This window comes from Pacificibacter sp. AS14 (assembly GCF_038899935.1).
GTDB lineage: Bacteria > Pseudomonadota > Alphaproteobacteria > Rhodobacterales > Rhodobacteraceae > Celeribacter.
The window spans coordinates 12,608-28,952 of sequence record NZ_JBBMQI010000026.1; the positions used below are offsets into that span (position 1 = coordinate 12,608).

The 16,345-nt window shown below is 50.4% G+C and carries 13 protein-coding genes; 7 read left to right on the plus strand and 6 right to left on the minus strand.

The window, feature by feature from the left end:
* Positions 1-13: 13 nt before the first annotated feature.
* Positions 14-859 carry a fumarylacetoacetate hydrolase family protein gene (locus WNY38_RS17190; protein ID WP_342858597.1) on the minus strand — a complete coding sequence of 282 codons (846 nt, stop codon included), beginning with the start codon at positions 857-859 and terminating at the stop codon, positions 14-16.
* Positions 860-1,234: 375 nt separating this feature from the next.
* Here WNY38_RS17190 and WNY38_RS17195 point away from each other — a divergent pair, with 375 nt between their 5' ends.
* Complete coding sequence (locus WNY38_RS17195; protein WP_342858598.1) at positions 1,235-2,029, plus strand: enoyl-CoA hydratase/isomerase family protein; 795 nt, start codon at positions 1,235-1,237, stop codon at positions 2,027-2,029.
* A gap of 77 nt (positions 2,030-2,106) precedes the next feature.
* On the opposite strand, the gene WNY38_RS17200 is transcribed toward WNY38_RS17195, so the two are convergent.
* Positions 2,107-3,003, minus strand: coding sequence for a LysR family transcriptional regulator (locus tag WNY38_RS17200; protein ID WP_342858599.1), 897 nt, complete (start codon positions 3,001-3,003; stop codon positions 2,107-2,109).
* A 298-nt stretch (positions 3,004-3,301) separates the two neighbouring features.
* Here WNY38_RS17200 and WNY38_RS17205 point away from each other — a divergent pair, with 298 nt between their 5' ends.
* The 4 genes from WNY38_RS17205 (at position 3,302) to WNY38_RS17220 (ending at position 8,576) form a co-directional block, all read left to right on the plus strand.
* Positions 3,302-4,870 (plus strand): ABC transporter substrate-binding protein, encoded by a 1,569-nt coding sequence (locus WNY38_RS17205; RefSeq protein ID WP_342858600.1) that lies wholly within the window; start codon positions 3,302-3,304, stop codon positions 4,868-4,870.
* Positions 4,871-4,956: 86 nt separating this feature from the next.
* Complete coding sequence (locus tag WNY38_RS17210; RefSeq protein ID WP_342858601.1) at positions 4,957-5,919, plus strand: ABC transporter permease; 963 nt, start codon at positions 4,957-4,959, stop codon at positions 5,917-5,919.
* Between the two features lie 30 nt (positions 5,920-5,949).
* Entirely contained in the window at positions 5,950-6,879 is a 930-nt protein-coding gene (locus WNY38_RS17215; protein WP_342858602.1) for an ABC transporter permease, read from the plus strand.
* Positions 6,876-8,576, plus strand: a complete 1,701-nt coding sequence (locus tag WNY38_RS17220) for an ABC transporter ATP-binding protein (RefSeq protein ID WP_342858603.1) — start codon at positions 6,876-6,878, stop codon at positions 8,574-8,576. The genes WNY38_RS17215 and WNY38_RS17220 overlap by 4 nt, the downstream gene beginning before the upstream one ends.
* 195 nt (positions 8,577-8,771) lie before the next feature.
* Here the strand turns inward: WNY38_RS17220 and WNY38_RS17225 are convergent, their stop codons facing one another.
* The 3 genes from WNY38_RS17225 to WNY38_RS17235 form a co-directional block, all read right to left on the minus strand.
* Positions 8,772-9,641 carry a dioxygenase gene (locus WNY38_RS17225; RefSeq protein ID WP_342858604.1) on the minus strand — a complete coding sequence of 290 codons (870 nt, stop codon included), beginning with the start codon at positions 9,639-9,641 and terminating at the stop codon, positions 8,772-8,774.
* Positions 9,642-9,798: 157 nt separating this feature from the next.
* Positions 9,799-10,770, minus strand: coding sequence for an SMP-30/gluconolactonase/LRE family protein (locus WNY38_RS17230; RefSeq protein WP_342858605.1), 972 nt, complete (start codon positions 10,768-10,770; stop codon positions 9,799-9,801).
* Positions 10,771-10,812: 42 nt separating this feature from the next.
* Positions 10,813-11,649, minus strand: a complete 837-nt coding sequence (locus WNY38_RS17235) for a 3-keto-5-aminohexanoate cleavage protein (protein ID WP_342858606.1) — start codon at positions 11,647-11,649, stop codon at positions 10,813-10,815.
* Positions 11,650-11,934: 285 nt separating this feature from the next.
* Between WNY38_RS17235 and WNY38_RS17240 the strand changes: the two genes are divergently transcribed.
* Entirely contained in the window at positions 11,935-12,171 is a 237-nt protein-coding gene (locus WNY38_RS17240; protein WP_342858609.1) for a hypothetical protein, read from the plus strand.
* A gap of 228 nt (positions 12,172-12,399) precedes the next feature.
* On the opposite strand, the gene WNY38_RS17245 is transcribed toward WNY38_RS17240, so the two are convergent.
* Entirely contained in the window at positions 12,400-13,182 is a 783-nt protein-coding gene (locus tag WNY38_RS17245) for a siderophore-interacting protein (protein ID WP_342858607.1), read from the minus strand.
* Between the two features lie 731 nt (positions 13,183-13,913).
* Here WNY38_RS17245 and WNY38_RS17250 point away from each other — a divergent pair.
* Entirely contained in the window at positions 13,914-16,157 is a 2,244-nt protein-coding gene (locus tag WNY38_RS17250; protein WP_342858608.1) for a response regulator, read from the plus strand.
* Positions 16,158-16,345: the final 188 nt, after the last annotated feature.

Sequence of the window (16,345 nt, forward strand, 5' to 3'; positions counted from 1 at the left end):
CTCGTGTTTGGACTTAAACGCAGGTGTTGCGCATTTGGCCAATACCCTCGATGTTGGTTGTGATGACTTCACCAGGCTGCAGATAACGACGTGGGGTGCGTACAGCGCCAACGCCGGCAGGTGTGCCTGTGAAAATCAAATCGCCTGGTTGCAGAATGCACCATTGCGACAAGAACGACACCAGTTGAGGGACGTTGAAAATCAGGTGCTTTGTGCTGCTATTTTGGACTTGTTCGTCGTTTATAAAGCAATTGAGCGCAATGTCGTGAGGGTCCGCAAATCCATCTGTTGTCACAAGTACAGGGCCGCAAGGACCGTAGCCCGGCGCAGATTTTCCGAGGCAAAACTGCGGAGGTTTGTCTGAAAATTGTTGGCGGCGATCAGAAATATCTTGGCCGACCGAGTAACCAGCAACATAGGACATCGCATCCTCTTCGCTGATTTTATGTGCTTCACGACTGATCGCTACGACCAGCTCAGCTTCAAAATCGACACGGTTTGATGTCAGCGTAATGTCAGCCGTCGCGTCGGTAATGCAGCATGGGTATTTTGCAAAAACCATGGGTTGTTTTGGAAACTCCAGACCTGCTTCTTTTGCGTGGTCTGCGTAGTTGAGACCGATACCATAGATTGCTGTTGGCTTTGGTACGGGGCAATCAAGCGCATCATAATCAACGTCAGCTTCTGTACCGGTTGCTTCAACTCCGCGCGCCCATTTTTCGAATGCGGGCCAATGCGCGAGAACGTCCATCGGGTCACTTGAGAACTGTCCGCCAGAACGTTCATTTACGTTGATGATTTTACCAGAAACCACGATGATCGCTTGACCACCCAAGACCCCGAATTCGATTTTAGCCATGTGTTTTTCTCCGTTGTACGGTCACTGCAAAATCGCCACTTTTTCTTCTAATGTCTAAAGAACGAGGAGCGAGTTGCCTTTTACGCCATGGGTGGAATGCACCCGTGATTTGGAGGCATTTAGTCAAATACCGCGATACGTTACAAATACCTTTGCTGCGCCATCTTCATACCAAAGCGGAATGATGGAAGGTTTTGATTTTTGACGCTTTGATTTTTGGCACATCGGTGACAGGCATACAAATATGGTATGATGTTTGCTGCGAAATAGTATTTTCCGGATATGGTCTTTCGAAAATATGTTGAGACAAATCGCAGAGGTTTTTTTAAGGCGCCCGTCGCGTCTGGCCTTGAAGACACATATTGGAGAAGACGCATGACCAAGACATTTGACTCACTACTCGTTTCACAAGCTGGTGCCGTTTGGACGATCACACTCAACCGCCCTGAAGTGAAAAATGCGCATGATACACTTGTGTTCCAAGAAATTTCTCAGGCGCTCGAAATGCTTGAAGGCAATGACGAATGCCGTTGCATTGTGATGACTGGCAGCGGAGATTTCTTCTCTTCCGGCCAAGATCTACGCTTTACGGCAACCGCGACCAGCGAGCAAATGAACGAATATGGGCATTGGAATGAAGGCACGCGCCAACGGATGCAGCGCAGTCCTAAGCCGATTGTAGCGGCGGTGAACGGGCCGGCGGTTGGGGGCGGGTCTTACATTGCGATGTCTTGTGACTTGGTGGTCGCTGTTGATAGTGCTTATTTCCAAATGCGTGAAATTCAAGCGGGCAATCATTCTGGTGGTGTGGCCTTGTTGAGCGTAGGGCGTGCGCGTTCGTTAGAGATGTCACTTCTGGGGCGTAAATTGACTGCGCCTGAAGCTGAGCGTTGGGGCTTGATCAATCGCTGTGTGCCTGCTGCTGAGTTTGCAGATGCGGTGAATGATTACGCCACGGCGTTGGCTGAGCTGCCACCCTTGGCTATCAAATACACCAAGATGTCGACCAATATTTTGATGGATTCAGCAGGGTATTCAAATCACCTTGCCGCGTCGGGCACGATGCAAAATTACCTCACGATGTCTCCTGATGGACGTGAGGCCAAACTTGCCTTTAAGGAAAAGCGCAAGCCTGTCTTCACGGGCGCAATGCCAAGCCGCCAAACCTAATTGGCGCCGAGTAAATAGTCGCAAAAAAGCCAGCCTGCCTCGTGCAGCGCTGGCTTTTTCATTTAGATTGGCAAAGTTTAAGTTTGACCATGTGTGGTGACGTCTTCATCAAGGATGTCCAAGAATTTTTGTAGGACAGGCGGTTTATTTCTCGCCGACACCAAATAGGATGTAGGAATGAAGTCATTGCAGTCTGAAATGCGGAGGAACTTGATGTCTGGAAACTGGAGTGCGGTTGCAGCCTCCGTGACGATTGCGCAACCTTTACCGCAACGTACGAGTGCGAGCGCTGATGTTAGGTCTGGTACTTTTTGCTCCACTTGAGGGTTCAGTCCTGCCTTGCGAAAGACGGCGATGACCTCATCTGCAATGCTGGGCGGATCGGCTGCTGGGTATAAAAACAATGGCGTTTTGCTGAGCTGTTCCAGCGTGACTTCGTCAGCCTCGAACAGCTCAGAGTCTTTCAACACAGCCGCAAAGAGCTGTTCACGATAAAATCCGACTTCTTCCAAGTCGTCGCCAGCGAAGTAGTACCGCCCAAAGCCGATGTGTATGCGCCCGTCTCGAATGGCGTTGATCTGTTCAGGCTTACTCATCCATCGCAGTGTGACTTTAATGCGCGGGTTTTGTGAACTGAATTTGCGTAGGATCGACGGCACAGCGCCGTAGATTGTCGATCCGAAAAAGCCAACGTTTAATTGACCGACATCACCGGAGACGACCCCTTCGATAAGTTCCTGAACGTGGTTCGTTTTCGCTAATATTTCTTTGGCCTCAGACAATAAAATGCGCCCTGCTTCAGTCAGGACCATTCCTTTCGGCATCCGTGTGAACAACTGTGCACCCAGTTCGATTTCGAGGGCATGAATTTGACGGCTAAGTGGCGGTTGTGAGATGTTCAACCTCTGGGCTGCGCGACCCATATTTTGTTCTTCGGCAATTGCAACGAAGTAATTTAATTGACGCAAATTCATGTGATAACCTTTTGATATATAATTGAAAGTCCTTCAATTCCTGAACTTGCGTGGACTAACTTCGATGCTGATACTAGAATATAAAATACCATATGGCGATACTTTTTAGGAAAGACGGCTCATCCGAAGCAGTATTGGAAACAGTCCTTCGTCTCTCGTTATAGTTTAACAAGAAATTATGGCGTCGCGGTACGTCGAACGTGAATTGAGGTAGGAGGCCTTTCACGTTTGTTCGCGAATGATCTGGTTGAATGCAGTCCTCACGGGCGGCATTTTAAACATCGATAGGGAGAATCTGATGAAAAAATGTGTTATGTCTTTGCTGGCAGTGATGGCCGTTGCGGGAACCGCTGCTTCAGCTGAAACTTTGCGATGGAGCAGCTCCGGCGATGCGCTGACTTTTGACCCGCATAGCGAGGTGGATGCGTCCACACGTGCGATCAACGGCATTATGTATGAGCGTTTGATCAGCCGTGATGTTGCGCTGAATTTGATCGGTGGCTTGGCAACGAGTTGGGAGCCTGTCGAAGGGGAGAATGCATGGCTTCTGAAACTGCGCGAAGGTGTTAAGTTCCATGAAGGTCAAGACTTTACAGCTGAGGATGTTGTCTTCTCGATCAACCGCACGCAAGCGCCGACATCCGCATATATCAAACTGATGTCGTCTATCGAGACGGTCGAAGTTATCAACGACTACGAAGTTAAGCTGGTCACGAAAGACCCAAACCCGATTTTGCCCGCGCAGTTGACATCGATTATGATCATGGACAGCGATTGGTCTGAAGAGAACGGGGTTGTTGAGCCACAGAACTTCCAAACCAAAGAAGAAACGTATGCGGTGCGCCATGCAAATGGCACGGGGCCGTTTAAATTGGTTTCTCGCGCACCGGATGAGCAAACGATCATGGCGCGCAATGAAGATTGGTGGGGCTGGGGTGATCATCCTGGTAACATCGACACGCTTGAATTCCGCCCAATTGCCAATGCCGCGACACGCGTTGCATCCTTGCTGTCTGGCGAGTTGGACTTTGTTCTTGATCCGCCTCTGCAAGACATCAAACGCATTGATGGCGCTGAAGGCCTTGAAATTCAAACCGTTCCAGAAGTTCGCACGATCTTCTTTGGTATGAAGCAAAGCCCTGAGCCATTGAAGTCTTCTAATGTCAAAGACAAGAACCCATTTGCCGATGTGCGTGTTCGCTTGGCCGTCAATCATGCTCTCGACCTGAAAGCCATTCAGCGGGTTGTCATGGATGGAAACTCTTTCCCAACCGGCATGCTGACCTCACCAAATGTATTGGGCAGCACGCCTGAATTGGATGCACCTTATGGGTTTGATCCTGAAAAATCTAAAGAACTGATGGCTGAAGCTGGCTATGCAGACGGGTTCTCAGTTCAGCTGGATTGTCCAAACGATCGTTACCTCAATGACGAGAAAATTTGCCAAGCAGCTGTGTCTATGTTGGCGCGTATCGGCATTGACGTGACTCTTGAGGCAACACCTAAAAACATTCACTTCACCAAGGTCAACGACAAGGACACGGATTTCTTCTTGATTGGCTGGGGTGTTCCAACATTGGATAGCCAATACCCAATGGAATACTTGCTGGATGTTGGTGGCCGCGCCAATGCCGCCGAATACAACAATCCAGAGGTGAACGCCAAGATCGCACAGATCAGCAAAGAAATGGATCCAGAAACGCGTCTCAATCTCATTCACGATGTATGGGAAATTGCACGCGCGGACGCTCCATATGCGCCTGTGCACCATCAGGTGATCTCATGGGCGATGGTATCCGATCTGGATTTGCCAATCGCTGCTGACAATACGCCGCGCTTTGAGTTTGCAGTCAAAAACGCAAACTAGGTGTAATCAAACACTATCGCCGCGGCCCAAACACGATGTGGGCCGCGGTCTATGAATTTTGAACGACGATAAAAAAGGTGGGGGTTATGCGCTATTTGTTCGGCCGACTGATGCAAGTTGGGCTGGTGATGATCGTTGTGTCATTTGTTTCGTTTTCCATGTTTAACTTTGTGGGGGACCCGCTGAGCAGCTTGCTGCCAGAGGATGCAACAGCGGCAGACGCGGACCGTATGCGCGACGCGCTTGGGTTGAACGACAGCGTGATGACGCAATACGGTCGCTTCATGGCGAACGCGGTTCAGGGCAACTTCGGGATTTCCTATCGCCTCAAACAACCTGTCACCGAGTTGATTGCCAGCCGCTTACCGGCAACGCTCGAATTGGTTGCTGTCTCAGCAGTCATCGCGATAGTTGTCGGTGTCACTGCAGGTGTGTTTTGCGGTATTCGGCCAAAATCATGGGCGTCGAAAACAATTTTGTCCTCGTCGCTCGCAGGCGTGAGCCTTCCGACATTCGTTATGGGCATCGCACTTATCTATATTTTTGCAGTCACGCTAAAATGGCTTCCGTCATCAGGGCGCGGCGGCACTGTGGATCTTGGCGTATGGAAAACCAGCCTTTTGACAGTTGATGGATGGCGCTCAATTTTATTACCGGCCATCACCTTGTCTTTGTTCCAAACCACGATGATCTTGCGTTTGGTGCGTGCTGAAATGCTTGAAGTGATGCGTGCCGATTATATCAAATTCGCGCGTGCGAGAGGGCTTACGGATCGTGCCATCAACTTCGGACATGCGCTACGTAATACGCTTGTGCCTGTGACCACGGTGATCGGAATGAACATTGGGGGCTTGATTGCCTTTTCGGTGATTACCGAAACGGTGTTCCAGTGGCCCGGCACTGGCTTGATGTTCATTCAGGCTGTTGGTTTTGTCGATATCCCCGTTATGGCAGCGTACCTCTTGTTCGTCGCCGGACTGTTCGTATTGATCAGCCTCACCGTCGATTTGCTATATTTCCTGATCGATCCGCGCATCCGCTTAAGCTGATGCCAATCCCTATGAAAAGTCAGATGACACATGATTGATACTGAAAAAACATCGCGCCTGAGCCGTTTTCTAGACAATGATATGGTTTGGAGCTTCACCCATTCTCCGATGGCAATGGCGGCTGGGATCGCAACACTGCTCTTCTTCTGCGCAGCGCTATTTGCGCCCATCATTGCGCCCTTCAATCCGTTTGATCCTGCTCAAGTCATGTTGTGGGACGGCAAACTTCCCCCTGCATGGGCCGATGGTGGGCTGCCTCAATATATCTTAGGGACAGATGATCAGGGCCGCGACTTGCTCTCAACAATGCTCTATGGTGGGCGCTTATCCATCTTGGTCGGGCTCGCTGCTGTGCTTTTGGGCATGGTGCTTGGAACGACTCTTGGGGTGATTTCTGGTTTTGCCGGAGGCCTAACCGATGTGATCATCATGCGTATTGCAGATGTTCAGCTTACGATCCCCGGTATTTTGACCGCGATCATGATCAACGGATTTGGGCGCGCGTTCTTGCCCATTGAGTATCACAATCAGTTTGCGATCTACTTTGTGATCATCGCCATTGGCCTATCGGATTGGCCGCAATTTGCCCGTGTGACCCGTGGGGCGACGATGGTGGAGCGTAACAAAGAATACGTACAGGCCGCGCGCGTGATCGGATTGCCAAACTGGTTGATTATTCTGCGGCATGTTCTGCCCAATGTGATGCGGTCCGTCATCGTGTTGTCGACACTCAGTTTTGCAATTGCAATCATCTCTGAGGCAACGCTTTCGTTCCTCGGACAGGGCATCCCGTCAACAACACCGTCTCTTGGAACGTTGATCCGCGTGGGCAATGAGTATCTCTTCTCGGGGCTTTGGTGGATTGCCTTCTTCCCATCCCTGACGCTGGTTCTTCTTGTCTTTTCTGTCAATCTGCTCGGCGACAAACTGCGCGATATATTGGACCCTAAATTACGATGACACAGCTTCTAGACATCCGAAATCTTAGCATCGACTTTCCAATGCGTGGCTTGGTCTTGAACGCGGTTAAAGGCTTTAATCTGCAGGTGAATGCCGGTGAAATCATCGGTCTCGTTGGGGAATCTGGCGCAGGCAAGTCTACGGTAGGCAATGCGATCACCGGCCTTTTAGGTAAACCCGGCCGCATCAGCCGAGGCGAGGTGATTTTTCAAGGCGAGAACATCTGCGATTATACTGATGAACAGATGCGCAAGTTGCGTGGCCGCCGGATTGGAATGATTTTTCAAGACCCGCAAAGTTCTCTCAACCCGTTGATGACCGTTGGAAAACAACTGGTTGAGACGATCCAAGAATGTCTCGGACTTAGGTTGAAAGAGGCTGAAGCTCGCGCCATTGAATTGTTGAATGATGTGGGAATTCCTGATCCGGAAAGCCGTCTCAAGTCCTACCCACACCAATTTTCAGGCGGAATGCGACAGCGGGTGGTGATTGCGCTGGCGCTTGCGGGAGACCCTGAGCTGATCATCGCAGACGAACCCACGACAGCGCTTGATGTTTCGATACAATCACAGATCCTCCAACTGATCCGCAAGATTTGCGATGAGCGCGGTGTTGGCGTCATCATGGTCACCCATGACATTGGCGTTGTGAGTGAAATTGCCGACCGGGTGGCTGTGATGTTTCGCGGCGAGCTGGTTGAAGTTGGCGGCGTGGACCAAGTTCTGCGCAATCCGCAACATGAGTATACGCAAAACCTGATTGTGGCGGTGCCATCGCCAGACAAACGCTTGCACCGGTTTACCTGTGTCGATTTGATCGAAGGTGAGGCCTCTCAGACGAAGATCGATGTGCAAACCCACTGGTTGGGAAAGGCAAATAGCGACGTGGTTGAAGATGCAGGGCCGGCCATCGAGATCAAAGATATGTCGCTGGCCTTTCGTCTCAAGAACAGCGTGCTTAAGAGCCAGCGTACATTTGTGCAGGCCGTGGATAATGTCTCGTTCGACATCGAGCAGGGCGAAACCTTTGGTTTGGTCGGGGAATCCGGCTCTGGTAAATCAACCTTGGCGCGGATTGTGGCTGGTTTGCATACAGCCGATAAGGGCGAGTTGTCGATATATGGCAAGAAAATTGGGTTTAAACACAATGATCCTGCGCGTCGGCATTCCAGAACCTTCTTGCAGGTCGTGTTTCAAGATCCATATTCCAGCATGAATAGCCGTATGAATATTCGCGACATTGTCGCAGAACCCATGCGCTTTCATAACTTGACCGAGAATGAAGCTCAAACGCGGCAAATTGTGGATGATTTGTTGGATCACGTGGGTCTTGGGAAAACCGCTGCACGGCGCTACCCACATGAATTTTCTGGTGGTCAACGACAGCGGATCGCAATCGCGCGGGCACTGGCGTCGAGGCCCAAGATTCTGATCTGTGATGAGCCGACGTCGGCGTTGGATGTGTCGACGCAAGCGCAAATTCTCAATCTACTTCGTGATCTGCAAGATGAGCTTGGGTTGACCATGCTGTTCATCAGCCACGACTTGCCTGTTGTGCGCCAGATGTGTGATCGGATCGCGGTGATGCGTCATGGTAAGATTTGTGAAATTGCTTCGAATGAAGATCTTTTTGAAAATCCACAGCATGAGTATAGCCAGCATTTACTAAAACTCATGCCTAATCTTGGCGCGTCCTAGCTGCAGGTCAGTGATAATCGCTTCGATGTGTTAAACGTATCGAAGCGAGGACGCGTAGAGCTTTGGCATATCCGAAATGATTATCTCCCAGGCTCAGTGCTGTATTTTTCAATGAGTAAACGCCGGATCAAGAATATGATCCGGCGTTTTTATTTGGACTGTATGATCTGAGGTCAGATCACAGGGTGGCCTACATTACGCAGGCACCAAAGTGAGATCAAAATCTACCTTGAGAAACGCGTCATCCACAGAACCGGACAGTTCAAATCCTGACTTAGGAAAGCTGCCGGCTGGCATGTTTTGATACTGCATCACCAAATCTTCACGGACGCCAAACACTGTATCTTGATCGAGGTAGGGATCATCTTCTGGGAAGACTTCTGTGACCAGAGGGCGGTAGCCTTCGGCTTCAACTACAAAGTGCAGATGAGACGGGCGCCAAGGGTGACGCCCACAAGCGCGCAAAATATCCCCGACTGGGCCATCCGAAGGCACGGTGTACTCAACGGGGCGCACTGAGGTGAACGCGTATCGCCCATCCGCACCGACTGTTTGTAATCCATGAAATGAATAGGTGGTTTGCTCCGGATCTTGACTTGAATACAAGCCGTTTGGCGCAGTTTGCCAAATGTCTAAAGTCGCGCCTGCAATCGGGTTGCCATCGGGGTCTTTGACGCAACCTTCAGCAAGCAGCACCGGTGCATCAAAGGACTTTCGCAGATCGCCGCCCTGCGCCAAATCGGGCGAGCCAGAAATGTGGAATGGTCCCAACACGGATGACGATGTGCCGTTTGGATCTGCGTGCAGCAGATCAACGAGCGATGACAGGCCCAAGACGTCTGACAACAACACAAATTCATGGCGTTCTTCGTCTGATATCTCTGCAGCGGCTTCAAGAAATGCAATGCCCTTGTTCCACTCGTCGTGCGTCAGGTTCACCTCACGTGCGAAGTCATGCAAGTGTTTGACCAAACTGCCTAAAACTTCTTGCAAGCGCGGGGGCGTTTGTGGCCCCATGTAGCTCATAAAAACATCGGTAATGTTGTCTTTTGTGACGTTGCGCATGGCACAGTCCTCGTTCTGAAATGTTAGGAAGTAGGGAAGGGGGAATTGGCACGCCAACCAACCTGAGGAGGGGGGGCGGCGTGCCGAGGCGCTCAAAAGAGCCCATCCGTTTTTGTTTGTAACGGATGTCAGGGAGGTATGTTTGCTGTGGCGGGCGTTAGCGTCCCGCGACACCTGCAATTGTCAGATCAATAGCATAGACGTTGGGACCACGGCTGGTGATGAACAGGGTTTTTAAATCAGTGCCGCCAAAGATCATATTTGTTGCGACTTCACCGCCAGGTAGGGCGATTGTACCGTAGTGCGTTCCATCGGGCGCATACACGAAAACACCGGTTTCGTTGCCTATATAGAGGTTCCCGTCGACGTCGATAGCCATACCGTCATTGTGGAGCCCTGTTGCGAACTCACGTTCGTTGCTCAGACTACCGTCGGGGGCTACGTCAAAAGCCAAGATAGGCGCAACGTCATCGCTGGAAATGCCAAGATACAGCGTTTTCTCATCAGGGCTAAGAATGACGCCATTGGGATTAAGGTCTTCTGCGACCTCTTTCAAAAGCTCGACCGTGCCATCGGGATGACGCGCGTAAAAGCCATTGAAATCAATGTAGCGGGTTTTGTTTTCGCTCGCGAGATTCATGCCCAAAGGCGGGTCCGTAAAATACAACAGACCTGAGCTATGATAGAACATGTCGTTGGGAGAATTCAGCGGTTTACCGTCGTATTCTGTGATGTAGGGTTCAACCGCACCGGTTTCCAAATCCATGCGCGAAATCACACGTGTTCGTTGATCAGCGGCAAGCAAGCCTCCTTCACCATCCAAGAGCAATCCATTGGCCATATCGGATGGCGTACGTAAGATGTCCTCTTCGCCGGTTTCTGGCGTGTAAGTGTAGACAGTGTCCCCAGGGATGTCGCTAAAAATAAGACGCTGATTGGCCGCATCCCAAACGGGGCCCTCCGTGGAGATTTTTCCTTGTGAAATGGCGCGAATTTCGCTCATTCCATCAAGCGGATTGGTGGCTGAGGCCGCGTGTGCCAACCCAACAAATGGCGATGCCATCAGAGTGGCGCCGACGATGGCGAATGTACCAAGTATAAAGGTGCGGCGGTTTTGATAAGTGGTCATACGTTTTCCTTTTGATGAGTGGGCCGGGTCTATGCCGGTGTCTTACCGAGCGGACAGTTGTAGGATGTCGCGAGCTTGCGCTGGCGTGGCGACAGGACGCTCGTACGTGTCGCAGAATTCCACGACACGCTTCACGAGCGCGGCGTTCGAAGGGGCAAGCGTATCGCGGTCAAGGCGTACGTTGTCTTCCAAGCCAGTGCGGGCATGACCGCCACCTGCGACAGACCATTCATTCAAAACGATTTGAGCCGGTCCAATGCCTGCAGCACACCATTCGCCATTATCTGTGAGGCGGTGAAGGGTTTTTACGTAGTAATCCAACACGTCTTTATCGACGGGCATGGCGTTCTTAATGCCCATGACGAATTGTGCATAGAGCGGGCCTTTGATGTGGCCAGATTTTTGCAACGCTGCGGCTTGATGTAGATGTGACAAGTCAAAAATCTCAAGCTCCGGCTTGATATCATATTTGACCATTTCGAGCGCCAGCCATTCGACAAGGTCACGCGGGTTGGCAAAGACGCCGTTGTTCGGAAAGGAGCTTGATCCTGTGCTGAGGGAGGCCATTTCAGGGCGAAGGGGCAACATTTTGCCGCGCGCATCCCCTGAGCTGGACTTGCCGCCGGTGGAAAACTGAATGATCATGTCAGGGCAGTGTTTTTGCAGCCCTTCTTGCAACAATCCAAAACGCTCTGGGTCGGCTGTTGGCGTGCCGTCGTCAAGACGGACATGGCAATGCGCAATTGAAGCGCCAGCCTCGTAGGCTTCTTGCGTCGATTCAATTTGCTCTGAAATTGTAATTGGAACCGCCGGGTTGTCTTCTTTGGTTGGAAGAGAGCCAGTCATCGCGATACAAATGATGCAAGGTTTAGTCGTCATGATTTTACTAACTTTCTTTGAACAGTCACGCTGGAATAGATGTGTGTGTTCAAAGGTTAGAGGCAGTCGTGCTCTAAACTCAAATATCGTATTGGTGCGTTCGGTATACGTTATCTGTATGATGTTTTGCGTTGAGCGATATGTCTTTAGGTTTGAAGCGGCTTCTGAGCCTCCCCCTTTGAAGGGTGAGCAGCCCCACTTGAGTGGTCCAAATTGAAAGTTAGTGCATGATTGGCCTGTGGTCCATCGGGACGATGGCCTCTGGCGCTGGTGGGCGGTAGCCCAATGCAGATTTCAGGCGCTGGCTCGGGATACTCTGGTCCACCTCGTTTGGTCGATGTTCGGCCAGAAACGCTGTCGGTCAACGGCATCTCTGTGTCCGAGGACGGGATGATAACAGCGCTCAAGGGGCTCATTGATACGGCTGATGACATTGTCATCATCCGGCCGCGCCACCTTCTGCGGTTTCGGACAGCCAGGCCGATGGAGACCTCATCTTATATGTCAACGCAGATGGGTTGATTGCATTTCAGGACATCGAAGGCGAAGACACCGCACTACTTGCGCTTCAGCACGCATTAGATCGCCACTGTAAAGTCGAAAGCTGTGCCAGCGCGACGCCGCCCGTGTTGCTCCGTGCCGATGGGGACGTGTCAGCTGAGACAATTGCGGCGCTGTTGCCCAAGCGCTCGGCAGTGCTGGGTTTACAGCTGTTCAGCTCATCACGGCCTTGGACTAAGGGGCCTACCTTCAGGCGGCCTTGTTCTTTGCCTTTTGGTGTTCATCTTCTTTGAGGCCAATTTTCCAATATCCGGAAATATACATGTCCGATTTTGGCAACCCGCGGCGATTGACCAACTCTTCTCGAAGGGTCTTGATCATAGCACTTTCACCGGCAATGCAAGTCTGCACGGATCCTAGAAAGTCGGGAAGAGCTTTTATTTTTTCGACACTCTGCACCGACGGTTGATGTGGTGATGGCTGGATGATCCAGTCGATCGTCACGCCAACAGGTGCATCGATTACTTGTTGATCTTCTGGCGAGGTGATTTCAATAAATGCCAGTCCTTTAGCGTCTCGCGGCATGGCTTCAAGCGTGGCGGCGACCACGGCAAGCGCCGACATATCCGCCGCCAAAACATATGCGTCGGCAAAGAAGCTCTGGAGTTTGACTGTGCCAGGCCCTGCGAAGCCCGCCACGTCTCCCGGCTTACAAGCGCGAGCCCATGTCGAGGCCGGCCCAGCATCACCATGATCCACAAAGTCGACGTCGATTTCACCAACCTCCACACGAATGAACCGGATCGTATAGGTGCGCACTGAAGGCCGTGGCCCATTTGACAATTGCTGCGCGAATTCATCTACAGATTGACCGCGTTCAGGAATGAACAGTTTGAAATGTGCACCTTCAATCCCCGCATCAAGCGTCTTTATCCAGTCGGCAGATAAGGTCACACGGATCATGTTTGGCGTCATCCAAGACTTCGTCAAAACAGTCATCAAACGTGGGGTGCGGTTTGTTGGGGGGGGCATCGTCGTGTTCTCCAGCAGTCTAAGCAACGCTATTAGAAGCGAGTTTCATGAAACGAAGTGTCTCTGGCTTTTGGCTGGAGTGCGTCTATGCGCGATTAGAATATACACCGCTTATTCAGTCGTCGCAAGCGGCGCTGCTGGGCGTGTCGGGCCAAACCGCACACTTTTTCGAGACACCGTCAGGATAGAAGCATTATCGATTATCTTGATTAAAGCTCGCAGATCAGCATCTCCCAATAGCCAACGTTCGCTGCGTTATAAAATGCAGCCCCGAGGTCCGTTTCCTTCGGGCTACCCATTTAGTTTGCACCTGCAACGAATGTCCGGTTCCCGCCCTTATAAACCTGTCACCCCACGGTAACCCGCGCCAACCATTGCTCAATCGTCTCATGTACATAAGGTCACTTATGGGCTTTATTGCAGGACACTACGCCGGTCTATCCGATGACCCGTCGATGCCGTCGATAGCCTTGTAAATAAGGCTTTTAACCGTCTTTTATTGGCTGTTCCCACATATTCCCGCTCACTGCAGATTTCTATGTCTCACTACACCCAACGTTGGCGGGTTTTCTCGTCATGCTTCATACAAATGGGCAATATCATACAGTGTATAAGGTGGAATGAAGTGCAACTTAGGTGGTTGCTATGGGGGTAGGTTAGCCTACAGTGGCAATGTGCGAGGTGCCTAAATAGCAACACTGTCCATGTAGGCTAACTTCAGGAGAGTTAATTTGAAAAAGAACGTTGTGCTTTTGCTCGCGGTTATGGTCGCCACTCTTGCGAGCATATTTGCGGCTTCGCAGCTCACCTCCAAGATGGCACTTGCGACTGTGGTTGCAAGGTCTGAAGCGAGTGCAAGTACTTGGGTTACTCATTTTTCTGATCAGATTGGCGGGTTTGGCGACATTATCAATAATGGTGCGGCGGATGCTGAACAAGTTCTCATATTGAATGACGCGCAAAGCTTTGTAGATGTGTTTCGATTTAAAATTTTTGACGAAACTGGTCGGCTTATTCTTTTATCAGACAACGTAGATTTGTCTGATGCGGAATTCCTAGTCGATGATGAGACAAACCATACGGCGCTGGCTGTCATCACGACGGGCATACAATCAACAAGCGTGAATGATGGGCGTGAGAAAAACAACAGACCTGATTGGTACGCCGAAACGTATTTTCCGCTTATGAGCGACGGTGTCGTTATCGGTGTCGCAGAAATATACGTGGATGTTACAGAAGCTCACGAGACGATTTTAGGGTCGTTTAAGGATCTGACACTGTCTTTGGCTTACATTCTATTGCTGTCGGCACTTGTGCCCACCGGTATAATTCTGTGGTTCTTCCTTGATTTACGGCAATCCAACCGGAATCTGGAAGAAGCCAGAGAAGCGGCAAACACAGCTGCCAAGGCTAAAAGTCGGTTCTTAGCGAATATGAGCCATGAAATTCGGACGCCAATGAACGGCGTGATCGGGATGGCGGAACTGCTGACTGAAACAAATTTAGACAAGGAACAGAGATCCTTAACCGAAACAATCGTTCAATCCGCCGATGCTTTACTAACGATCATTAACGACGTTCTTGATTTTTCAAAGATTGAATCAGGGCACATCGAAATTTCAAAATATCCGTTCGATATCCATGCGTGCATTCAAGATGCTGCAATATTGCTGGTCCCTGCTGCCGTGGGCAAAGACATCGAAATTTGTGTGGATATTGACGATGACGTGCCCGTCTGGATGGAGGGAGACAATGCAAGGTTGCGCCAGTGTCTGTTGAATCTGATCGGTAATGCTGTAAAATTTACAAAGACTGGGCACATTGAAATCAATGCCAAAATGGACTCGCAAGATAGATTGAAATTTTCAATCAAAGACACTGGTATTGGCATCCCTACAGATAAAGAAGACAAGGTTTTTGCCGATTTTGAACAAGTTGAAAGCAGTGAAACACGAGAGATTGAAGGTACCGGACTTGGTCTTGCCATCACACGTAAACTGATCGAATTGATGGGCGGCAGCATTGAGTTCAAAAGTGAAGTGGGTGTCGGAACTGAGTTTTTCTTCTCGCTCCCACTGTCACCCGCAGAGCCTACTATTTCAAATTCATCCACCGAAACATTCGATCTCACTGGGCTACACGCGCTTATTGTTGATGACCTTGAGTTGAATCGGCGAATTCTTTCAGATCGCCTGAAAAGCTTTGGCATGACATCACTTTGTGCGGATTCATATGAAGGTGCCCTTGAGGTTCTTTCAAAACACTCAGGAAACAGTCCGTTTGACATCGCAATTTTGGATCACCACATGCCGACCCGTTCGGGTGCCGATTTGGCTGATGCAATGCGCGCGGACCCGCAGGTATCAAGCCTGCCCATTATATTCCTTTCCTCGGGTAATTTGGAGGACTTAAAGGAAAGAGCTAAACATTTAAAAATAGATATTTTGGTAAATAAACCGATCAAAACAATGGACCTAAAGAGCGCAATCCGTACCGCTACGCGCCGTACGGGTCGTGCGTCTGATCCGAACCTAAAGATCAACGAACAAGATGGTGTCATACAGCATTTTCCAATGCGGGTCGCTGTGGTCGAAGACAATGTGATCAACCGCGTCCTGATGGAGAAAATCATTGGTCCATTGGTGGACGAACTTGTGCTTTGGGAAAACGGACAGATCGCGGTGTCCGCAATTGAAGACTGGAAACCCGATCTTGTTTTCATGGACATATCGATGCCTGTCTTGGATGGTCTATCTGCAACCCGTGAAATTAGAAAACTTGAACAATTAGGGGGGAAAAAGGAAACCCCCATCTTCGCCCTTACAGCGAATGCTATGGCTGAGGATATGGAGCGCTGTTTAGCCGCAGGAATGAATGGTTACCTATCTAAGCCCTTACGGAAGAGAGATATTTTGGAATTGTTAACTTTAAATTCGAGAGTTGATAGTGATGAAACCAAACCTCAGGCCAGTTAAAACCCGCGCCGTCGCCACTCATCGCTGGGCGGCAAAAGCCCCTTGGCTTTCGAGCGAAAGGCCGCATAAATGAGTTGAGAGACCGGAACGTACACGAGGCAAGACCAAGCGGCGGCGATCTCAACTGGTCGACGCAACACACTGTGCGAACTTCTCTGCTGGCGTCTGATATTGCAAGGTCTTGCGAT